20 protein-coding genes are annotated in these 19,396 nt (G+C 63.6%); 8 read left to right on the top strand and 12 right to left on the bottom strand.

The annotated features are described in order from the left end of the window. Window positions 1–430: 430 nt before the first annotated feature. Window positions 431–1,198 (top strand): SDR family NAD(P)-dependent oxidoreductase, encoded by a 768-nt coding sequence (locus ACFY9W_RS10565; protein WP_391129420.1) that lies wholly within the window; start codon window positions 431–433, stop codon window positions 1,196–1,198. A gap of 98 nt (window positions 1,199–1,296) precedes the next feature. Here ACFY9W_RS10565 and ACFY9W_RS10560 read toward each other — a convergent pair whose 3' ends face one another. From ACFY9W_RS10560 to ACFY9W_RS10550, 3 genes are all read right to left on the bottom strand, one after another. After that, window positions 1,297–2,394: an AGE family epimerase/isomerase gene (locus ACFY9W_RS10560; RefSeq protein ID WP_391129417.1), complete on the bottom strand. Its 1,098-nt coding sequence runs from the start codon at window positions 2,392–2,394 to the stop codon at window positions 1,297–1,299. A 175-nt stretch (window positions 2,395–2,569) separates the two neighbouring features. Then, the gene (locus ACFY9W_RS10555; protein ID WP_391129414.1) at window positions 2,570–3,202 is read right to left on the bottom strand and encodes a TetR family transcriptional regulator; all 633 of its coding nucleotides are present in this window, start codon (window positions 3,200–3,202) and stop codon (window positions 2,570–2,572) included. Between the two features lie 121 nt (window positions 3,203–3,323). Next, window positions 3,324–3,776 carry a hypothetical protein gene (locus ACFY9W_RS10550; RefSeq protein WP_027614722.1) on the bottom strand — a complete coding sequence of 151 codons (453 nt, stop codon included), beginning with the start codon at window positions 3,774–3,776 and terminating at the stop codon, window positions 3,324–3,326. Between the two features lie 341 nt (window positions 3,777–4,117). On the opposite strand from ACFY9W_RS10550, the gene ACFY9W_RS10545 reads away from it, so the two are divergent. Beyond that, a complete protein-coding gene (locus ACFY9W_RS10545) occupies window positions 4,118–6,184 on the top strand; it encodes an AsmA family protein (RefSeq protein ID WP_391129411.1) in 2,067 nt (688 codons plus the stop codon). A 126-nt stretch (window positions 6,185–6,310) separates the two neighbouring features. Here ACFY9W_RS10545 and ACFY9W_RS10540 read toward each other — a convergent pair whose 3' ends face one another. Further along, entirely contained in the window at window positions 6,311–6,841 is a 531-nt protein-coding gene (locus ACFY9W_RS10540) for a ferritin-like domain-containing protein (RefSeq protein ID WP_391129408.1), read from the bottom strand. 42 nt (window positions 6,842–6,883) lie between these two features. After that, window positions 6,884–7,225, bottom strand: coding sequence for an osmotically-inducible lipoprotein OsmE (gene osmE / locus ACFY9W_RS10535; RefSeq protein WP_027592558.1), 342 nt, complete (start codon window positions 7,223–7,225; stop codon window positions 6,884–6,886). A gap of 123 nt (window positions 7,226–7,348) precedes the next feature. Here osmE and ACFY9W_RS10530 point away from each other — a divergent pair, with 123 nt between their 5' ends. Next, window positions 7,349–8,239 (top strand): alpha/beta fold hydrolase, encoded by an 891-nt coding sequence (locus ACFY9W_RS10530; RefSeq protein ID WP_391129404.1) that lies wholly within the window; start codon window positions 7,349–7,351, stop codon window positions 8,237–8,239. Here ACFY9W_RS10530 and ACFY9W_RS10525 read toward each other — a convergent pair. Continuing rightward, window positions 8,236–9,108 (bottom strand): EamA family transporter, encoded by an 873-nt coding sequence (locus tag ACFY9W_RS10525; RefSeq protein WP_391129401.1) that lies wholly within the window; start codon window positions 9,106–9,108, stop codon window positions 8,236–8,238. The genes ACFY9W_RS10530 and ACFY9W_RS10525 overlap by 4 nt on opposite strands. 216 nt (window positions 9,109–9,324) lie before the next feature. Here ACFY9W_RS10525 and ACFY9W_RS10520 point away from each other — a divergent pair, with 216 nt between their 5' ends. The 3 genes from ACFY9W_RS10520 (at window position 9,325) to ACFY9W_RS10510 (ending at window position 11,542) form a co-directional block, all read left to right on the top strand. Further along, the gene (locus tag ACFY9W_RS10520) at window positions 9,325–10,113 is read left to right on the top strand and encodes a helix-turn-helix domain-containing protein (protein WP_391129398.1); all 789 of its coding nucleotides are present in this window, start codon (window positions 9,325–9,327) and stop codon (window positions 10,111–10,113) included. A gap of 63 nt (window positions 10,114–10,176) precedes the next feature. Further along, complete coding sequence (locus tag ACFY9W_RS10515) at window positions 10,177–10,464, top strand: PsiF family protein (RefSeq protein WP_391129395.1); 288 nt, start codon at window positions 10,177–10,179, stop codon at window positions 10,462–10,464. Window positions 10,465–10,534: 70 nt separating this feature from the next. Continuing rightward, window positions 10,535–11,542 (top strand): AI-2E family transporter, encoded by a 1,008-nt coding sequence (locus ACFY9W_RS10510; protein ID WP_391129392.1) that lies wholly within the window; start codon window positions 10,535–10,537, stop codon window positions 11,540–11,542. A gap of 122 nt (window positions 11,543–11,664) precedes the next feature. Here ACFY9W_RS10510 and ACFY9W_RS10505 read toward each other — a convergent pair whose 3' ends face one another. Further along, complete coding sequence (locus tag ACFY9W_RS10505) at window positions 11,665–12,933, bottom strand: Hsp70 family protein (RefSeq protein ID WP_391129390.1); 1,269 nt, start codon at window positions 12,931–12,933, stop codon at window positions 11,665–11,667. Window positions 12,934–13,097: 164 nt separating this feature from the next. On the opposite strand from ACFY9W_RS10505, the gene cbpA reads away from it, so the two are divergent. Next, window positions 13,098–14,051, top strand: a complete 954-nt coding sequence (gene cbpA, locus ACFY9W_RS10500) for a curved DNA-binding protein (RefSeq protein ID WP_391129387.1) — start codon at window positions 13,098–13,100, stop codon at window positions 14,049–14,051. A gap of 2 nt (window positions 14,052–14,053) precedes the next feature. Then, the gene (locus tag ACFY9W_RS10495; protein ID WP_391129384.1) at window positions 14,054–14,359 is read left to right on the top strand and encodes a chaperone modulator CbpM; all 306 of its coding nucleotides are present in this window, start codon (window positions 14,054–14,056) and stop codon (window positions 14,357–14,359) included. Between the two features lie 117 nt (window positions 14,360–14,476). Here the strand turns inward: ACFY9W_RS10495 and ACFY9W_RS10490 are convergent, their stop codons facing one another. The 5 genes from ACFY9W_RS10490 to urtB form a co-directional block, all read right to left on the bottom strand. Continuing rightward, window positions 14,477–14,992 carry a GNAT family N-acetyltransferase gene (locus tag ACFY9W_RS10490; protein WP_391129381.1) on the bottom strand — a complete coding sequence of 172 codons (516 nt, stop codon included), beginning with the start codon at window positions 14,990–14,992 and terminating at the stop codon, window positions 14,477–14,479. 31 nt (window positions 14,993–15,023) lie between these two features. Then, window positions 15,024–15,722, bottom strand: coding sequence for an urea ABC transporter ATP-binding subunit UrtE (urtE, locus tag ACFY9W_RS10485; RefSeq protein ID WP_391129378.1), 699 nt, complete (start codon window positions 15,720–15,722; stop codon window positions 15,024–15,026). Between the two features lie 146 nt (window positions 15,723–15,868). Continuing rightward, complete coding sequence (gene urtD, locus ACFY9W_RS10480) at window positions 15,869–16,726, bottom strand: urea ABC transporter ATP-binding protein UrtD (RefSeq protein WP_391129376.1); 858 nt, start codon at window positions 16,724–16,726, stop codon at window positions 15,869–15,871. Next, window positions 16,723–17,802, bottom strand: a complete 1,080-nt coding sequence (urtC, locus tag ACFY9W_RS10475) for an urea ABC transporter permease subunit UrtC (RefSeq protein WP_391129373.1) — start codon at window positions 17,800–17,802, stop codon at window positions 16,723–16,725. The genes urtD and urtC overlap by 4 nt, the downstream gene beginning before the upstream one ends. Continuing rightward, the gene (gene urtB / locus ACFY9W_RS10470) at window positions 17,802–19,331 is read right to left on the bottom strand and encodes an urea ABC transporter permease subunit UrtB (RefSeq protein ID WP_391129370.1); all 1,530 of its coding nucleotides are present in this window, start codon (window positions 19,329–19,331) and stop codon (window positions 17,802–17,804) included. The genes urtC and urtB overlap by 1 nt, the downstream gene beginning before the upstream one ends. Window positions 19,332–19,396 lie beyond the last annotated feature (65 nt).

The following is a 19,396-nucleotide window of genomic DNA, read 5'->3' as shown; positions in this document are numbered from 1 at the left end:
TCAAGCCCTTTGATACCAAGCCCTGTAGGGGTATGGTTATTTTTTGATCACAATCCCCTTGTGGATGATTTTCCCAGGCTTTTCAAAGCCCTGCATTCATTCGCAGAGCAACGAAAGGCCTGTGGATAAGTCTGTGAAAAAACCTTGGATAGAGCGCTGCAAGCGGCATGCTTGAAAGCCTTGCGCCATCACTGAAAAGATATCCACCGACCACCTTTCGCTGAAAGGGTTCCGCTCAGCAGACAAGTTGCCCCCAATCCGTGGGGAAAGCCTTGTGGATAACATGCGCATAGCTGGCGCCGGGCCCTCTGCCGCAAGGGTTTGCCGCTTATGTACAAAAAATGAACAGTGCCATGAACGGCTTGCTGCCAGCGCCCGGCGCGGGCATGCTGCAAAGCTGCCGATGACAACCTACCGTGAGGAACAGAGCATGACGTCCACCGTATTCATCACTGGCGCCACTTCCGGTTTTGGCGAGGCCACCGCCCGCCGATTCGCCGAAGCCGGCTGGAAGCTGGTGCTCACCGGCCGTCGCAAGGAGCGCCTGGATGCCCTGTGTGCCGAACTGTCGGCCAAGACCGAAGTGCATGGCCTGGTATTGGACGTGCGTGACCGCAAGGCGATGGAAGAGGCCATTGCCACCCTGCCGGCCGGCTTCGACAAGCTTCAGGGCCTGGTGAACAACGCTGGCCTGGCACTGGGTGTGGACGCGGCACAGAACTGCAGCCTGGACGACTGGGAAACCATGGTCGACACCAACATCAAGGGCCTGATGTACACCACTCGGTTGCTGCTGCCACGCCTGATCGCCCACGGCCGTGGTGCATCGATCCTCAACGTGGGTTCGGTGGCGGGCAACTACCCGTACCCGGGCAGCAACGTGTATGGCGGCACCAAGGCTTTTGTCGGCCAGTTCTCGCTGAGCCTGCGCTGCGACCTGCGCGGTACTGGCGTGCGGGTGAGCAACATCGAGCCGGGCCTGTGCGAGAGCGAGTTCTCGCTGGTGCGCTTTGGTGGTGACCAGGCCAAGTACGACGCTACCTATGCGGGTGCCGAGCCGATCCAGCCGCAGGATATTGCCGAGACCATCTTCTGGATCCTCAACCAGCCGGCGCACATCAATATCAACAGCCTCGAGCTGATGCCGGTGAGCCAGGATTGGGCAGGGTTCTCCATAGACCGCTCGGTCAAGGGCTGATCCGAGGGCCTCTTCGCGGGCACGCCCGCTCCCACAGGTAATTTGCCGCCCTCAAGGTCGGCGCTATCCCTGTGGGAGCGGGCGTGCCCGCGAAAGCGTCAGGCCAGGCGCTGCAACCCTTCCAGGCAAGTCGCCAAGTGGTAGGGGGTAGTCGAAGGCATGTCATGCCGGCTGACACTGCCTCCACCATCCCGGCACTCATACCAGCCCGCCTCACGCAGGAACCGCGCCTCCAGCACCTGCAACTGCTCTGGCAATTTCGCCTCGCCTCCAGCTCGCAACACCAGCGCCCTCAGGTACTCCGCCTGCGCCCAGACCCGCTGTGTAGCATCGATAACCTTGCCATCCACATCCAGCATGGCCAACACTGCCCCATCCTTCACCCCATACTGCTCGGCAAAGCCGAAAGCCCGGTCGATGGACGCATGAAGTGGCGTATCACGCAGCAGCGGCGAGGTATGCAGCAAATAGAACCACTCGAACTGATGCCCTGGCTCGAACCAGTTATCCACAGCCCCGAGTGGCTTTTCCAGCATCAGGCCGTGGGCCGGTTCGATGAAGCAGGTTTGCAGTGCTCCGCACAGTTGCAGCAGTGACTGTCGGGTATGTTCGTCATCACGCACCGCCAGCACTTGCAGGAACGCTTCGGCCAGGTGCATCTGCGGGTTCTGCAGCGGGCCGCTGCCCAGGTCGGCCCAGTCTTCGCCCAGGCTGGCTTCGTACAGGCCGTCGTCACGGGCAAACTGCTGGTCGATGATGTCCAGCGCGGCGTTCAGGGTGGACTCCACCAGGCTTTCGCGCACCTTGCCCCAGTAGTGCGCGCAGGCGAAGACGATGAATGCGTGGGTATACAGGTCCTTGCGCCGGTCCAGCGGCTTGCCTTGGGCATCGATGCTGTAGAACCAGCCACCGTGCTCGGCGTCGTGGAAGTGCTTTTGCAGGGAGCGGAACAGGGCGGCTGCGCGCTCGGCTGCGCCCGGTTGGCCGATGCGGCTGCTGAACAGGTACAGCTGGCGGGCGCAGGCCATGGCCCGGTAGCGCTGCACGGGCAATGGCTGATGCTGATCGTCCAGCGCCTCGTAGGGCAGGGCCATGTCGGCGTTCCAGCCTGGCCCTTGCCACATCGGCACGATGCGCTCGGCGAAATGCTGGTTGAAACGGGCCAGTTCGGGCAGGGTGGGGCGGGGGTTGGACATTTCGGCGCTCGTCGCTGTCGGGCAGGGCGCCATGGTAGCAGAACTGGGGTTCTCGGTAGCCTGTGCGGGCCCTTTCGCGGGCGCGCCCGCTCCCACATGAGCACCACACGCCCCGGCAATGTGGGTTACCTGTGGGAGCGGGCGTGCCCGCGAAAGGGCCCGCACAGGCTACCCATCAGCCCGGGTTGCCAAGCCCTTGCCAATGTCGCGCCCCGACAAAGATGAAGCGCAGCTGCTGGGTAATCTTTTCCTGCGCCGTCAGCGCCTGTGGATAACCCGCTTCCGGGCTGTCGATAAGTTCGGGCAGGGTAGCGAACACCGTCTTCACCACCAGGTCAGCCATTACCGTCAGCGCTGCACTGTCCAGGTGCTGCCAGCGTTTCATCCGCGCAAGGTCGGTGGCCAGGTCGTCGCTGATGTCCTGGCGCAGGCGGGCAATGGCTTGGCGCACGGCCTGCGAGCCCCCGTATTGCTCGCGGGCCAGGAACAGGAACTGCGCACGGTGGGCGGCCACCACATCGAGGAAGATACGCACCGAGGCGTCGGTGATGCCACCCAGTTCGAATTCGTTTTGCCGTACCAGGCGGATGGTCTGGCGGAACGTGGTATCGACTTCAGCTACCAGGGCCAGGCCCAAGGCGTCCATGTCGGAAAAGTGCCGGTAGAACCCGGTGGGCACGATGCCTGCCGTTTTCGCCACTTCGCGCAGGCTGATACTGCCGAAACCACGGCCGCTCTCCATCAGCAGGCAGGCGGCATCGAGCAGGGCCTGGCGGGTCTGTAGCTTCTGTTCGGCGCGCGGCAGCATGGTGCGGGCTTCTGTGGCGGTAAGGCTGGGCACTCTAGTTAAAAAAACAAAGCCCGGTCAATGACCGGGCCTGGAGGGGAGCAAGCGTTGTGACATGAGTTGTTCTTTTCGACCATGGCTATCAGCTCACACGGCTGAGTTCAACCAGGCGATCCGAACCACCTTCAGCTACGCGGCCACTGCGTTCGATCAGGCGATCAGAGCCACCTTCGGCAACGCGGCCACTGCGTTCGATCAGGCGATCAGAGCCACCTTCGGCAACGCGGCCACTGCGTTCGATCAGGCGGTCAGAACCACCTTCGGCAACGCGGCCACTACGTTCGATCAGGCGATCAGAGCCACCTTCGGCGACGCGGCCACTGCGTTCGATCAGGCGATCAGAGCCACCTTCGGCGACGCGGCCACTGCGTTCGATCAGGCGATCGGAACCACCTTCGGCTACGGTTTTCAGCGGTTGGGCGATTTCGGCAGCGCTGGAGCGCGATTCAGCGGTCAGGTGTTGTTCGGCAGCTGGCAGGGCAAAAGCGTTGGCAGCCAGGATGGACAGGGTCAGGGTCAGCAGATGGCGTTTCATGATTTCGGTGCTCCTCTCGGGGGCTGGAAAGTGGGTACGGAGCCAATGCTACGCCGCGTAACGCCAGAGAGAAGTTCATACGGGTAATGGTAACAATCGACCGCGTTGATAGAGGTTAGCAACGTCTCTATTCAGCCTGTTGCAGGCCGAATGGTGGCAATTTGACCCTGCCGGTTATGGGTAACATGTAGGGCCTGGCACGACAAATTGCTGAGCAAAAGGCCAGGAAAAACTTCGCTATCATGGCGCCATCGATAAAACCCTGCGGGTTTTCGCAAGTCCGACATATTGAGTGCCAACGTTGTGCCCGTTTTGTGCCATGCCGCAAGGAGAACCACGCAATGACGCGTCCCACCAGAATCCTCATCTGGACTTTCACCAGCCTGCTGACACTGCTGGCAATCCTGGTGGTGGTGATCGCCACCTTCGACTGGAACCGCGTCAAGCCGCTGCTCAACGAAAAGGTTTCCGAGGCCCTGCACCGGCCCTTCGCAATCAACGGCAACCTTGCCCTTCACTGGCGCACCGAGCCTGAAGAGGGGGGCTGGCGCGCCTGGGTGCCATGGCCGCATTTTATTGCCGAGGACCTGAGCCTGGGCAATCCTGAGTGGCTCAAGGAGCCGAAGATGGTTGGCCTGGAGCGCGTGGAGTTCCGCCTGGCGCCGTTGCCGCTGCTGTTCCAGCAGATCAGCATTCCGCGCATTGACCTGACCAAGCCCACAGCCAGCCTCACTCGCCTGGCTGATGGCCGTGCCAACTGGACGTTCGACTTCGGCCCCAAGGATGAAAACGCAGAACCCTCCAAATGGCAGCTGGATATCGGTGCAATCGGCTTCGATCAGGGCAATGTCAGCTTCGACGACCAAACCCTGAAAACCAGCATGAAGGTGCAGATAGACCCGCTTGGCAAGCCAATCCCGTTCAGCGACATCGTCGGCAAGGCCAGCGCCGAGAAGGCTGGCGGTGCACAGGACTACGCCTTCGGGCTCAAGGCCCAGGGCCGCTACAAGGGCCAGCCAGTGTCCGGCACTGGCAAGATCGGCGGCCTGCTGGCCCTGCAGGACGCCAGCCAGCCGTTCCCTTTGCAGGCCGACGTGCGTATCGCCGATATCCATGTGGTGCTCGCCGGCACCCTGACCGACCCTCGCAACCTCGGTGCCCTCGACCTGCGCTTGCGCCTTTCCGGTGCCAGCCTGGGCAACCTCTACCCATTGACCGGGGTTACCCTGCCGGACACCCCGGCCTACTCGACCGACGGCCGGCTCAGCGCCAACCTGCATGCGGCGCAAGGCGCGACGTTCAACTATCAGGGCTTCAACGGCAAGATCGGTGACAGCGATATCCACGGAGACCTGGCCTTCGTTGCCAGCCAGCCACGGCCCAAGCTGTCCGGCACCCTGGTGTCGAACCAGTTGCTGTTCAAGGACCTGGCACCGCTGATTGGCGCCGACTCCAACGCCGAGCAAAAGGCTCGGGGGGGTGCCAGCAAGCAGCCGGCAGGCAAGGTGTTGCCGGTAGAGGAGTTCCGCACCGAGCGCTGGCGTGCGATGGACGCTGACGTCACCTTTGCCGGCAAGCGCATCGTGCACAGCACGCAACTGCCGTTCAATGACCTGTCGGCGCATGTGATCCTCGAAGACGGCCTGCTGCGCATGGAGCCCCTGCGGTTTGGCGTGGCCGGTGGCAACCTGGCCTCCAGAATCCGCCTGGACGGGCGCAACGTGCCTTTGCAGGGGCGTGCCCAGCTGACTGCACGTGGCTTCAAGCTCAAGCAACTGTTCCCTTCCTTTGCACCGATGCAGACCAGCTTTGGCGAGTTGAACGGTGATGCCGACATCAGCGGCCGTGGCAACTCGGTAGCGGCTTTGCTGGGCACGGCCAATGGTGACCTGCGCATGCTGATCAACGATGGCGCCATCAGCCGCAGCCTGATGGAGATTGCCGGTCTGAATGTGGGCAACTACGTGGTCGGCAAACTGTTTGGTGACGAGGATGTGAAGATCAATTGCGCGGCGGCTGACGTGGGTATCAAGGATGGCCTGGCGACGACGCGCCTGTTCATCTTCGATACCGAGAACGCGATCATCTACATCAACGGCACGGCCAATTTCGCCAGCGAGCAGCTGGACTTGAAGATCACGCCGGAATCGAAAGGGCTGCGGCTGTTCTCGCTGCGGTCGCCGCTGTATGTGCGCGGGCCGTTTGCCAAGCCCGGTGCCGGGGTGCAGGCGTTGCCGCTGGCGCTACGTGGTGCGGGAATGGTGGCGCTCGGTGTCGTGGCCGGGCCGGCGGCGGGGTTGCTGGCGCTGATTGCGCCCAGCAGTGGGGATGATCCCAACCAGTGCACGCCGCTGTTGCAGCAGATGAAGGCGGGCAAGGCGCCGGCTGCGGTGAAAGGCAAGAAATGACAGGGGCCGCGTTGCGGCCCATCGCCGGCAAGCCAGCTCCCACAGGAATTGCACAGGCCTTGAATTCTGTGCGGCCCCTGTGGGAGCTGGCTTGCCGGCGATGGGCTGCAGAGCAGCCCCTTGCGATTACAGCCCTTGCAGCAAGTCGGACATGTCGTCCGCGTGTTCTTCCTCCTGCGCCAGGATGTCTTCGAAGATACGGCGAGTTGTCGGGTCTGTATCGCCGATGTACTGAATGATCTCGCGGTAGCTATCAATCGCAATCCGCTCCGCCACCAGATCCTCCAGCACCATTTCCTTCAGCGAATCCCCCGCCACGTACTGGGCATGGGAATTCTTGGTCAGGTTATCGGGGTTGAAGTCCGGTTCGCCGCCCAGCTGCACGATGCGCTCGGCCAGCTTGTCGGCGTGCTCTGCTTCCTGGTTGGCATGCTCCAGGAATTCCGCAGCAGCCACGCTGGCCTTGATGCCGCTGGCCATGAAGTAGTGGCGCTTGTAGCGCAGCACACACACCAGTTCGGTGGCCAGTGACTCGTTCAGCAGGCGCAGGATCTGTTTGCGATCGGCGTGATAGCCCTCGGTCACCGCGCCTTGCTCGACATGCTGGCGGGCACGCTTGCGCAGGGTTTGCACATCGGTCAGTTCAACGTTGCTCATGGTTATCTCCAGGCGGGTCAGGACGGTAGGTGAAGGTGGGACTTACGCGCCATGCACGGCGTCGCTGTCCTCTTGGCGTTGCTTGCAGGTCTTGAAGCCCTTGGCATCGACATGGCCGGTGGCGTCGAAGCGCACGTAGTAAGGCTGCTGCTTGCCGTCGCGGTTGAGGATGTAGTCGTTGCAGGTGCCCCCGTGCGGCAGGTCGATCACGTTCGACGGGCTGCCGCCGATGGCGATGACCTTCTGCATGGTCATGCCATGCTCCACCTGCTTGACCAGCGGCTCGTCACGGTAGGTGACGTAGTCCACCGGGTTTTCCGGGCGGCTGCCGCAGGCGGCCAGGGTGGCGCTTGCCAGAAGGATTGCCAGGGTCTGCTTGTACATGGTCCCGCTCCTTGCAAAGGGTCTGTGTGGTTTGGAACCACAGCGCGCGCCGGGAGTTCGATTGCGATGGTCATGATGGCCGCTGTAGTGTTGGCCGGTCGTCCACGGAAAGGGGCTGGGGCAATGCAGCAGGAATTGGCCACGCGATACCCGTTGGTGCTGGTGCCGGGCATGCTCGGGTTTGTCCGGTTGGTGCTCTATCCCTACTGGTTCGGCATCGTGCCGGCCCTGCGCAAGGGCGGCGCACAGGTGTTCCCGGTGCAGGTTTCGCCGCTGCACTCAAGCGAGGTGCGTGGCGAGCAGTTGCTGGCGATTATCGAAGACATTTGCCAGCGCACCGGGGCCGACAAGGTCAACCTCATCGGCCATAGCCAGGGTGCCCTGAGCGCGCGCTACGCTGCGGCCAGGCGGCCGGATCGCGTGGCTTCGGTCACCTCGGTGGCTGGCCCCAATCACGGTTCGGAACTGGCGGACCACCTGGAACGCACGGCGCCCGGCGATTCTGCCCAGGGACGCATCCTCAAGGCCGTGCTGCATGGTTTTGCGTTGATGCTGGTGTGGCTGGAAACCGGCTGGCGCCGCCACCCGCTGCCGGTCGATGTGCACGCCTCGCACCAGTCGCTGACCAGCGCCGGGGTAGCGCTGTTCAACCAGGCTTATCCACACGGCCTGCCGCAGGCCTGGGGCGGTGAAGGTGCCTATGAGGTCAACGGCGTGCGCTATTACTCCTGGTCCGGCACCTTGCAGCCCGGCCTGACTGACCAAGGCCGCAACCGTTTTGACGGTAGCAACCGCTTTTGTCGCATGTTTGCGCGCAGTTTCGTCAAGGAGAAAGGCCAGTGCGACGGCATGGTCGGGCGCTTCAGCTCGCACCTGGGGCAAGTAATTGGCGACGACTATCCGCTCGACCATCTGGACATCGTCAACCAGTCGCTTGGCGCCGTGGGCAAAGGCGCCGAGCCGGTGCGGCTGTTCACCGACCATGCCGCCCGGCTCAAGGCTGCAGGGCTTTAGCGACGGATGGGCGTGGTCCAGCGCTCGGCCAGCACCACCCCGGCCAGGGTCAGCACGCCGCCGATCAGGTGATAACGGGCCAGTTGCTCGTCGAGCACCATGGCGGCGATCAGCGCAGTGACCACCGGCAGCAGGTTGAAGAACAGCGTGGTACGGCTTGGCCCCAGGCGGTGCACCGCCTGCATCCATACCAGCGGCGCAATCATCGAGGCCAGCACGCAGGCATACAGCACCAGGCCGATATTGTGGCTGTTCAGGCCGGTCTTGTCCGACAGCAGGTACAGCGGCAGTAGCACCACGATCGCCACCAGCACCTGCAGGTAAAGCAATTGCAGGGGCGGCAAGCGCAGCTGCCATTTCTTCAGCAGGAAGCTGTACAGCGCATAGGCCAGGGTGGCCACCAGCATCAACAGGTCACCGCTGTTCAGGCCTTGTTCCAGCAGGCTGGCGGGGTGCCCGGCGCTGACCACTTCCAGTACGCCGAAGAATGAAACCACTGCACCCAGCAGTGCGCCATAGCTCAGCCGCTGACCCAGCCAGGCGATGGACAGGGCCAGTGACATCAATGGCATCAGCGAGAGGATGATGCCCATGTTGGTGGCGCTGGTGATGCCGGCGGCGAAGTAGGCCAGGCTCTGGTACAACGCCATGCCCAGCACACCCAGCACGAATACTTTGCCCAGGTGCGGGCGAATGGCTGCGCGGTTGCGCCACACGGCGGGCAGCAGGAACGGGGTGAACAGCAGCCCGGCCAGCAGCCAGCGGTAGAAGCCGATTTCGGCGGGGTGGATGGCACCGGCGGACATCTTGGTGACCACGGTATTGCCGGCCCAGATGAGGATGGCGGTGAGGGGGAACAGGTAGTTCATGTAGCGGGGTACTCGTTTTGGGCTGATTGGGGCTGCTTTGCAGCCCTTCGTGGGCATGCCCGCTCCCACAGGAATCTGGAGGCTGACGCGGATCCTGTGGGAGCGGGCGCGCCCGCGAAGGCCTGCAAAGCAGGCCCTCGATAGGCCTGTATTATCGGTTGTCCGTCCACAAGCCTATACTCCTATACAGACAACCCACCCCGCCAAACAGTCAGCATGCCGCCCAAACACCTCGACATCCCCCGATTCACCCAGCTCCCGGCCCCGGTGTACTTTCGCCACGACGAGTTCGGTGCCGACACCCTCAGCGCCCCGCACCGCCACACCTGGGGCCAGCTCAACTATTCCGCTCATGGCGTGATGCAGCTGGACGTGGCCGGCCAGCGTTTCCTTTCGCCACCACACTACGCCGTGTGGGTGCCGCCCGACACCGAGCATGGCTGCTACAACCCCCAGGCCATTGTCTACCGCTCAATCTACCTGGACCGCAGCCTGTGTGCCGCGCTGGGGCAGCAACCGTGCAGCCTGATGATCAGCGATATTCTCAAAGCCATCCTCGGCGACTTCGCCCGGCGCGACCTCAAGGTGGCCGAGGACGCGCGCGACCAGCGCCTGGTGCAGGTACTGCTCGACCAGTTGCTGCTGGCGCCCACCCAGGCCTGCTACCTGCCGTTTGCCCACAGCGATGGCCTGCGCCTGGTACTTGATGCCCTTGGCGCCGAACCGGGCGACAACCGCCCACTGGCTGACTGGGCCGCGCAGGTACATGTCAGCGAGCGCACCCTGGCCCGCCAGTTCCTGCGCGAGCTGGGCATGAGCTTTGGTGAATGGCGCCTGCGCCTGCGCTTTCTGCGTGCCATCGAAGCGCTGGAGGCCGGCCTGCCGATTCAGGCCATCGCCTTCGACCTGGGCTACAGCAGCGCATCTGCGTTCATTGCCATGTTCCAGCGCCAGGCCCAGTGTACGCCCGAGCAATATCGCCGGCAGGCGCGGGCAGGGCGTTGAGAATTCTTGGCTACACTCAGCTCGACCCCCGTGCATCGGGCGCGGAGCCAAGGAGACCACTCCATGAAAGTGCTGCAAATCCCATTGCTGGTGTTGGCGGTGTTGTTCAGCGCCCAAGGCTTCGCCGCCAATACCGCGCAGCAGGAAAAGATGAAAACCTGCAATGCCGACGCCACCACCAAAGCCCTCAAAGGCGATGAGCGCAAAGCCTTCATGAGTACTTGCCTGAAGAAAGACGTGCCACAAACCCAGCAAGACAAGATGAAAACCTGCAACGCCGACGCTACTGCCAAGACCCTCAAGGGAGACGAGCGCAAAGCGTTCATGAGCGACTGCCTGAAGAAGAAATGACCTGCGCCTATGCCTGCAGGCATAAGGCTGGCAGACTGCGGGCATTCCCGCTGTCTGCCGTCGAGGCTGTATGACCTTTACCCCCCGTCAGATCACGCTGGCCAGCCTGATCATTGTCATGGCCGGGCTGCTGCTGGCTTTGCCCCTCAAATTGTTGCCCAGCCTGCTTGCCGGCCTGCTGGTGTTCGAACTGGTCAACATGCTGACCCCGCGCCTGCAACCGCTGCTGGCCGGCCAACGGGCCCGCTGGCTGGCCGTGGCGCTGCTCGGTACGCTGGTGGTCAGTACCTTGACGCTGTTGATTGCCGGCGCCTTCAGCTTTTTGCTGCACGAGGCGGAAAACCCCGGCGCCTCGCTGGACAAGTTCATGGCCCTGGTCGAGCGCGCACGCGGCCAGCTGCCGCCGTTCATCGAGGGCTACCTGCCCGCCAGTGCCGCAGAGTTCAAGGTGGCCATCGGCGACTGGATCAAGAGCCACCTGAGCGATTTGCAGCTGGTGGGCAAGGGCATGGCGCACATGTTCGTGACGCTGCTGATCGGCATGATCCTCGGTGCCATCATCGCCTTGCAGCGCATTCCTGATGTATCACGGCGCAAGCCACTGGCGGCGGCGCTGTTCGAGCGCCTGAACCTGCTGGTGAAGGCGTTTCGCAACATCGTTTTCGCGCAGATCAAGATTTCGCTGCTGAACACGGCCTTCACCGGCATCTTCCTGGCGGTGGTGATGCCGCTGTTTGGCGTGCACTTGCCGCTGACCAAGACGCTGATCGTGCTGACCTTCCTGCTGGGCTTGCTGCCAGTGATCGGCAACCTGATGTCCAACACGCTGATCACCATCGTCGGTTTGTCGCTGTCGATCTGGGTGGCGGCGGCAGCGCTGGGGTATCTGATCGTCATCCACAAGGTCGAGTATTTCCTCAACGCGAAGATCGTGGGCGGGCAGATCAGTGCCAAGGCGTGGGAGCTGTTGCTGGCGATGCTGGTGTTCGAGGCGGCGTTCGGGCTGCCTGGGGTGGTGGCGGGGCCGGTCTACTATGCCTACCTGAAGAGTGAGCTGAAGCGGGCCGAACTGGTCTGATCAGGTAGTTGACCAGGGCCGGCCTATTCGCGGGCTTGCCCGCTCCCACAGGGATCGCACAGATCTCAAGACTTGTGCAGTACCTGTGGGAGCGGGCAAGCCCGCGAAGAGGCCGGTACAGGCTAAACGCCGTACCGCTTGCGCGCCTCGATGGCCAGGCCGCTGCCAATGCTGCCAAAGATGTTGCCTTCCACATGCCGCGCATTCGGCAGCATCGCCGCAACGCTGTTGCGCAGTGCCGGAATACCGCTGGAACCCCCCGTGAAGAACACCGTGTCCACCTGGCCTTCGCTCACGCCAGCCTTGGCCAGCAGTTCGGTCACGCTCCCGCGCACACGTTCCAGCAACCCTTCAATCGCGTCTTCGAACAGCACGCGGGTCAGTTCTGCGGTCAGCTCCGGCTCGACACGGCGCAGGTCGATGTGGCGGCTCTCACGGTCCGTCAGCTCGATCTTGCTGGCCTCGACTTCCATCGCCAACCAGTGCCCGGCGCGTTGCTCGATCAGCTTGAACAGGCGGTCGATGCCGAAGCTGTCCTCGATGTCATAGCGCATGCTGCCCAGCGCCAGCTGCGACTTTTGCGAATACAGGGCGTTGATGGTGTGCCAGGTGGCCAGGTTGAGGTGGTAGCTGGTGGGCATCAGCGCGCCGCTCTTCATGCGGCTGCCGTAGCCGAACAGCGGCATCACGCCCTGCAGGCTCAACTGCTTGTCGAAGTCGGTACCGCCGATGTGCACGCCGCCGGTGGCGAGGATGTCGCTTTGGCGCTCGGCTACCAGGTGGCGCTCGGGCGACAGGCGGATCAGGGTGAAGTCGGACGTACCACCGCCGATGTCGACGATCAGCACCAGCTCTTCGCGGCTGATGCCCGACTCGTAGTCGAAGGCCGCGGCAATCGGCTCGTACTGGAACGACACGTCCTTGAAGCCGATCTTGCGTGCTACTTCGGCCAGGGTATCCTCGGCTTCCTGGTCGGCAGCCGGGTCTTCGTCGACGAAGAACACCGGGCGGCCCAGCACCACCTGGTCGAATTCGCGGCCCGCGGTAGCTTCGGCGCGCTTTTTCAGCTCGCCGATGAACATGCCCAGCAGGTCCTTGAATGGCAGGGCGCTGCCCAGCACGCTGGTGTCGTGCTTGATCAGCTTGGAGCCCAGCAGGCTTTTCAACGAGCGCATCAGGCGGCCTTCGTAGCCTTCCAGGTACTCGTGCAGCGCCAGGCGGCCATACACCGGGCGACGTTCCTCGATATTGAAGAACACCACCGAGGGCAAGGTGATCTTGCCGTCTTCCAGGGCGATCAGCGATTCCACGCCAGGGCGGTGCCAGCCGACCGTGGAGTTGGAGGTGCCAAAGTCGATGCCCAGGGCGCGGGCCGGGGATACGTCAGACATGGGGAATGAGCTTCCGGAGGCAAAACGGCCGCGCAGTGTATGCCAGTTGGCTACAGAATCAAGACCAGTCGTCTGCCATGGGGCAAACCCAAGGCGGCCTTGAAAGGCTATGCTTGACCCCTATCTTCAGTTGCAACACGCACATTCACATTGGTGATCCACAGATGGACTTCAAAGACTATTACAAGATACTCGGCGTAGAGCCAACGGCGGACGACAAGGCGATCAAGGCCGCGTACCGCAAGCTGGCGCGCAAGTATCACCCCGATGTCAGCAAGGAGCGCGACGCCGAGGACAAGTTCAAGGAGGCCAACGAGGCCTACGAAGTGCTGGGCGACGCGCAGAAACGTGCCGAATTCGACGAAATCCGCAAGTACGGGGGCCAGCATGGCCGGCCGTTCCAGGCGCCACCAGGCTGGGAAAACCGCGGCGGTGGCGGCGGCTTCGAGGGCGGCGACTTCTCCGACTTCTTCAGCTCGATCTTTGGTAGCCGGGGTGGTAACCCCTTTGGTGGCGCCCGGCAGCAGCAACGCAGTGCCGGCAGGCGAGGGCAGGACGTGGAGCTTGAACTGGCAGTATTCCTTGAAGAGACCCTGAGCAAGGAGTCCAAGCAGATCAGCTTCCAGGTGCCGCAAACCAATGCCATGGGCCAACGCACCGGGTTCACCACCAAGACCCTGAACGTGAAGATTCCGGCCGGTGTGACCGACGGCGAGCGCATCCGCCTCAAGGGCCAGGGCGCACCGGGCAGTGGCGGCGGGGCCAATGGCGACCTGTTCCTGACCATCCGCATGGCACCGCACCCGCTGTTCGATGTCGAAGGCCATGACCTGATCATCACTGTGCCACTGGCACCGTGGGAAGCAGCCCTGGGCACCAAGGTGGCGATGCCGACCCTGGAAGGCAAGATCAACCTGACCATCCGCCCCGACAGCCAGAGCGGCCAGCGCCTGCGCGTGCCGGGCAAGGGCCTGGCCAACAAGAGCGGCGAGCGCGGCAACCTTTACGCGCAACTGAAGGTGGTCATGCCGCCAAGCTCCGATGAGGCTGCCCGCGAACTGTGGACCCAGCTTTCCGAGAAGGCGGCGTTCAACCCGAGGACACAATGGAGTAAGTGATCATGAGCAGCACCCTGATCGTTCAACTGGACATGCGTACCCTGTGTCAGGAAGCCGATGTTACGGCGGACTGCGTGATCGAAATCGTCGAGCACGGCATTGTCGAACCCTCTGGGCGAACGCCTGAGGACTGGTTGTTCGACGATCAGGCGCCGCTGCTGACCCGGCGTGCGGCCAAGCTGCACCACGAGCTGGAACTGGAGTGGGAAGGGGTGGCGCTGGCGCTGGAACTGTTGCAGGAAGTGCAGCAGTTGCGCAGTGAGAACAGCATGCTGAAGCAGAGGCTGGGCAGGTTTACCCAGATGTAAGGGTTGCAGGCCCGGCCTCTTCGCGGGCGCGCCCGCTCCCACAGGTACATCACAGGTTTCGAGGCCTGTGGTGTACCTGTGGGAGCGGGCAAGCCCGCGAAGAATGTCACACGGAACTCAGCTGGGTTCAGCCCCCGGGTTCAACACCAGCTGCATGAAAGTCAGGTCCAGCCAGCGGCCAAACTTCACCCCCACCTGCGGCATCTGCCCGGTCACCACAAAGCCCAGCCGCTCATGAATGCGCACCGACGCCGCATTGCCACTTTCGATTGCCGCCACCATCACATGCTTGCCGCATTGCCGCGCTCGCTCGATCAGCGCCGCCATCAACACTGGCCCCAGCCCCTTGCCACGCTGGTCACCCCGGACATACACCGAATGCTCCACGGTCAGGCGAAACCCTTCGAACGGCCGCCAGTCACCAAACGAGGCATAGCCCAGCACACCGGTGGCATCCACTGCCACCAGGATCGGATACCCCTGCTGCGCCCGTGCTTCAAACCAGGCCTGGCGGTTGCCAAGGTCAACCGGGGTTTCGTTCCAGATCGCCGTGGTGTTGCGCACCGCGTCGTTGTAGATATCAAGGATGCCCGGCACGTCGGTAGGCAGGGCGTCGCGTATTTCGTAACTCATGACAGCGTCTCGCAGGGTTGTTGTTGGCAGATTAAATGGTTACCAGCCCACGCACACCTTCGGCTTGCATGTTTTCACCACGGCCACGCTGCACGATCTCGCCACGGGCCATGACCAGGTACTGGTCGGCCAGTTCCTCGGCAAAGTCGTAGAACTGCTCCACCAGCAAGATTGCCATGTCGCCGCGCTCGGCCAGGCGGCGGATGACTGCACCGATTTCCTTGATGACCGAGGGCTGGATGCCTTCGGTCGGCTCATCAAGGATCAGCAGGCGCGGGCGGCTGGCCAGGGCGCGGCCGATAGCCAGTTGTTGCTGCTGGCCGCCAGACAGGTCACCGCCGCGGCGTTGCTTCATCTGCTCCAGCACCGGGAACAGTTCGTAGATGAACGCTGGCACTTCGCGGGCTTCCCGGGCGGGGAAGCGCGACAGGCCCATCAGCAGGTTTTCCTCCACTGTGAGGCGCGGGAAGATTTCGCGGCCCTGGGGCACGTAGGCGATGCCCGCGTGCACCCGCTGCTGCGGTTTGAGGGCGGTGATCGGCTTGCCTTCCCATGTGATGCTGCCGTCGCGGGCGGGTACCAGGCCCATCAGGCAGCGCAGCAGGGTGGTCTTGCCCACGCCATTGCGGCCGAGCAGGCAGGTGACTTCGCCGACCTTGGCTTCGAAAGACAGGCCGCGCAGGATGTGGCTGCCGCCGTAGTACTGGTGCAGGGTGTCGATCTTGAGCATGTTGGTATTCCTGAAAGGGTTGCTGTGCCTGTGCCGGCCTCTTCGCGGGCTCGCCCGCTCCCACAGGAAACTCGCAATTTTCGAGCCCTGTGGAGTACCTGTGGGAGCGGGCAAGCCCGCGAAGGGGCCGGCACAGGTTTCCTTGTCTAGCGGCCCAGATAAACCTCGACCACCCGCTCATCCGCCTGCACCTGCTCCAGCGACCCCTCTGCCAGCACACTGCCCTGGTGCAGCACGGTCACATGGTCGGCAATGCTGCCGACAAAGCCCATGTCATGCTCCACCACCATCAGCGAATGCGTGCCAGCCAGGCCCTTGAACAGCTCGGCGGTGAACTCGGTCTCGGCATCGGTCATGCCGGCCACCGGTTCATCCAGCAAAAGCAATTGCGGCTCCTGCACCAGCAGCATGCCGATCTCGAGGAACTGCTTCTGCCCGTGCGACAACAATCCTGCCTGGCGCTGGGCCAGGGGCAACAGGCGCAAGGTGGTCAGCACTTCTTCGATACGCTGGCGCTGTTCACCGCTCAAGCGAGCTGCCAGGCTGGCCCACACCGACTTGTCGGTCTTCAAGGCCAGCTCCAGGTTCTCGAACACCGTCAGGGCCTCGAACACCGTGGGCTTCTGGAACTTGCGGCCGATGCCGGCCTGGGCGATCTGGTATTCGCTCATGCGGGTCAGGTCGAGGGTGTCGCCAAAGTAGGCGCTGCCCGTGTCGGGGCGGGTCTTGCCGGTGATCACGTCCATCATCGTGGTCTTGCCGGCGCCGTTGGGGCCGATGATGCAACGCAACTCGCCCACGCCGATGTACAGGTTCAGCGCATTGAGCGCCTTGAAGCCATCGAAGCTGACGCTGATGTCTTCCAGGCTCAGCACCGTGCCGTGACGGGTGTCGAGGCCGGCCTTGCGGCTCTGGCCCAGGCCGATGGCGTCACGGCCGGCGCCGAGGTTGTCGAACACCGGTTCCAGCATGAATTCCGGGTGTACCGGGGGCACGCCTCTCATGGCTGGCTCCTTTTCTTCAACAGGCCGACCACGCCCTTGGGCAGGTACAGGGTCACGAGGATGAACAGTGCGCCAAGGAAGAACAGCCAGAACTCCGGGAAGGCCACGGTGAACCAGCTCTTCATGCCATTGACCAGGCCGGCGCCGAGCAGCGGGCCGATCAGTGTGCCGCGCCCGCCCAGGGCCACCCACACGGCGGCTTCGATGGAGTTGGTCGGCGACATCTCGCTGGGGTTGATGATGCCCACCTGCGGCACGTACAGCGCGCCCGCCAGGCCGCACAGCACGGCGCTGAGCACCCACACCAGCAGCTTGAAGCCACGCGGGTCGTAGCCACAGAACATCAGGCGGTTCTCGGCGTCGCGCACGGCGGTGAGCAGGCGGCCGAACTTGCTGCGGGTCAGGCGCCAGCACAGGTACAGGCTGGCCAGCAGCAACCCGACGGTGAGCAGGAACAGCACGGCCCGGGTGCCTTGCGCGGTAATGTCGAAGCCGAGGATGGTGCGGAAGTTGGTAAAGCCGTTGTTACCGCCAAAGCCGGTTTCGTTGCGGAAGAACAGCAGCATGCCGGCGAACGTCAGGGCCTGGGTCATGATCGAGAAGTACACGCCCTTGATCCGCGAACGGAAGGCGAACCAGCCGAACACCAGCGCCAGCAAGCCCGGCGCCAGCACCACCAGGCACAGGGCCCAGGCAAAGTGCTGGGTACCGGCCCAGTACCACGGCAGTTCGGTCCATGACAGGAAGGTCATGAAGCCCGGCAGGCCATCACCGGCCGCCTGGCGCATCAGGTACATGCCCATGGCGTAGCCGCCCAGGGCGAAGAACAGGCCGTGCCCCAGCGACAGCAGGCCGGCGTAGCCCCAGACCAGGTCCAGGGCCAGGGCGACAATGGCGTAGCAGAGGATCTTGCCGACCAGGGTCAGGGTGTAGGCCGACACTTGCAGGGCATGGTCCGCCGGTAGCAACGACAGCAGTGGCAGGGCGACCAGCAGCAGGATGACGACGGCGCCGATGGCCAGCGTCAGGCGGGGCCCGGCCTTTTGCGTAGCGGTGACAAGCAGTGGCTGGTTCATCAGTCGATTACCCGTCCCTTGAGGGCGAACAGGCCTTGCGGGCGTTTCTGGATGAACAGAATGATCAACGCAAGGATGAGGATCTTGCCGAGCACCGCACCGATCTGCGGCTCCAGCAGCTTGTTGGCGATGCCAAGGCCGAAGGCGGCCCAGAGGCTGCCGGCCAGTTGCCCGACGCCACCCAGCACCACCACCAGGAACGAGTCGATGATGTAGCTCTGGCCCAGGTCCGGGCCGACGTTGCCGACCTGGCTCAGGGCCACGCCGCCGAGCCCGGCAATGCCAGAGCCCAAGCCGAATGCGAGCATGTCGACGCGCCCGGTGGACACACCGCAGCAAGCCGCCATGTTGCGGTTCTGGGTAACGGCTCGCACGTTAAGGCCCAGCCGTGTGCGGTTGAGCAGCAGCCAGGTGAGCAGCACCACGGCCAGGGCGAAGCCGATGATGACCAGGCGGTTGTACGGCAGCACCAGGTTGGGCAACAGCTGGATACCGCCCGACAACCACGCCGGGTTGCTGACCTCGACGTTTTGCGCGCCGAACAGCAGGCGAATGGCCTGGATCAGTATCAGGCTGATGCCCCACGTAGCCAGCAGGGTTTCCAGCGGGCGACCGTACAGGTGACGAATGATCGTGCGCTCCAGCGCCATGCCGACCCCGGCACTGACGGCGAAGGCCACCGGCAGGGCAATCAGCGGGTAGAACTCGATGGCACCCGGGGCGTAGCGCTGCAACAGCACCTGGACCATGTAGGTGCTGTAGGCGCCGAGCATCAGCATTTCGCCGTGGGCCATGTTGATCACCCCGAGCAGGCCGAAGGTGATGGCCAGGCCCAGCGCCGCCAACAGCAGGATCGAGCCCAGCGACAGGCCGCTGAAGGCCTGGCCGAGCAGTTCGCCGACCAGCAGCTTGCGCTTGACCTGGGCCAGGCTGGTTTCGGCCGCGGTGCGTACGCCTGTGTCGCTTTCTGCATCGGGTTGCAGCAACGCTTCAAGGCGGGTGCGGGCCAGCGGGTCGCCTGTTTCACCCAGCAGCCGCACGGCGGCCAGGCGTACCGCTGGCTCGCTGGCGCCCAGTTGCAGGTTGGCCAGGGCCAGGCCGAGGGCGGCGTGCACGGCGGCGTCCGGTTCGCTGGCGAAGCGTCGGTCGAGGAAGGCCATTTGCGCCGGTTGTGCGCTTTTTTGCAGCTGTTGGGCAGCGGCCAGGCGCGTTTCGCTGTTGTCGCTGAGCAACTGATGGCTGGCCAGGGCGTTGTCGATCAGGCCGCGCAGGCGATTGTTCAGGCGCAGCTTGCGCGTGTCGTCGGCGGCGATGCGGCCTTGGCGCAGGTTGTCCAGCAGTGGCAGGCGCGCGGCATCGGGTTGCGCCGCCCAGCTTTCGAGCAGGCGGGCTTGCTCGGCGGGCTTGGCGGTGAGGAAGAATTCGCCCTCGTTGGCCTGGGTGGCCAGGGGGAATAGCAGGAGCAGGGTGAGCAGGAGTCTGAGCATGCGGGCAATCCTGGAAATCGGCGGTGGATTCTTCGCGGGCATGCCCGCTCCCACAGGTACACCACAGGCCCTGTGGGGGCGGGCTTGCCCGCGAATGGGCTGCAATG

Origin of the sequence: Pseudomonas sp. NPDC008258 (assembly GCF_042956345.1) — a bacterium.
GTDB lineage: Bacteria > Pseudomonadota > Gammaproteobacteria > Pseudomonadales > Pseudomonadaceae > Aquipseudomonas.
The sequence above is the reverse complement of the archived record's forward strand: the minus strand, read 5'-3'. Positions and strand labels throughout refer to the sequence as shown.

What these genes read in the sequence shown, in the direction of transcription:
- urtE (WP_391129378.1), bottom strand. Translation starts at nt 15,722, where the DNA reads ATGCTCAAGATCGACACCCTGCACCAGTACTACGGCGGCAGCCACATC.
- ACFY9W_RS10495 (WP_391129384.1), top strand. Translation starts at nt 14,054, where the DNA reads ATGAGCAGCACCCTGATCGTTCAACTGGACATGCGTACCCTGTGTCAG.
- ACFY9W_RS10540 (WP_391129408.1), bottom strand. Translation starts at nt 6,841, where the DNA reads ATGAGCAACGTTGAACTGACCGATGTGCAAACCCTGCGCAAGCGTGCC.
- ACFY9W_RS10560 (WP_391129417.1), bottom strand. Translation starts at nt 2,394, where the DNA reads ATGTCCAACCCCCGCCCCACCCTGCCCGAACTGGCCCGTTTCAACCAG.
- cbpA (WP_391129387.1), top strand. Translation starts at nt 13,098, where the DNA reads ATGGACTTCAAAGACTATTACAAGATACTCGGCGTAGAGCCAACGGCG.
- ACFY9W_RS10505 (WP_391129390.1), bottom strand. Translation starts at nt 12,933, where the DNA reads ATGTCTGACGTATCCCCGGCCCGCGCCCTGGGCATCGACTTTGGCACC.
- urtB (WP_391129370.1), bottom strand. Translation starts at nt 19,331, where the DNA reads ATGCCCGCGAAGAATCCACCGCCGATTTCCAGGATTGCCCGCATGCTC.
- urtC (WP_391129373.1), bottom strand. Translation starts at nt 17,802, where the DNA reads ATGAACCAGCCACTGCTTGTCACCGCTACGCAAAAGGCCGGGCCCCGC.
- urtD (WP_391129376.1), bottom strand. Translation starts at nt 16,726, where the DNA reads ATGAGAGGCGTGCCCCCGGTACACCCGGAATTCATGCTGGAACCGGTG.
- ACFY9W_RS10525 (WP_391129401.1), bottom strand. Translation starts at nt 9,108, where the DNA reads ATGAACTACCTGTTCCCCCTCACCGCCATCCTCATCTGGGCCGGCAAT.
- osmE (WP_027592558.1), bottom strand. Translation starts at nt 7,225, where the DNA reads ATGTACAAGCAGACCCTGGCAATCCTTCTGGCAAGCGCCACCCTGGCC.
- ACFY9W_RS10550 (WP_027614722.1), bottom strand. Translation starts at nt 3,776, where the DNA reads ATGAAACGCCATCTGCTGACCCTGACCCTGTCCATCCTGGCTGCCAAC.
- ACFY9W_RS10515 (WP_391129395.1), top strand. Translation starts at nt 10,177, where the DNA reads ATGAAAGTGCTGCAAATCCCATTGCTGGTGTTGGCGGTGTTGTTCAGC.
- ACFY9W_RS10490 (WP_391129381.1), bottom strand. Translation starts at nt 14,992, where the DNA reads ATGAGTTACGAAATACGCGACGCCCTGCCTACCGACGTGCCGGGCATC.
- ACFY9W_RS10565 (WP_391129420.1), top strand. Translation starts at nt 431, where the DNA reads ATGACGTCCACCGTATTCATCACTGGCGCCACTTCCGGTTTTGGCGAG.
- ACFY9W_RS10545 (WP_391129411.1), top strand. Translation starts at nt 4,118, where the DNA reads ATGACGCGTCCCACCAGAATCCTCATCTGGACTTTCACCAGCCTGCTG.
- ACFY9W_RS10510 (WP_391129392.1), top strand. Translation starts at nt 10,535, where the DNA reads ATGACCTTTACCCCCCGTCAGATCACGCTGGCCAGCCTGATCATTGTC.
- ACFY9W_RS10555 (WP_391129414.1), bottom strand. Translation starts at nt 3,202, where the DNA reads ATGCTGCCGCGCGCCGAACAGAAGCTACAGACCCGCCAGGCCCTGCTC.
- ACFY9W_RS10530 (WP_391129404.1), top strand. Translation starts at nt 7,349, where the DNA reads ATGCAGCAGGAATTGGCCACGCGATACCCGTTGGTGCTGGTGCCGGGC.
- ACFY9W_RS10520 (WP_391129398.1), top strand. Translation starts at nt 9,325, where the DNA reads ATGCCGCCCAAACACCTCGACATCCCCCGATTCACCCAGCTCCCGGCC.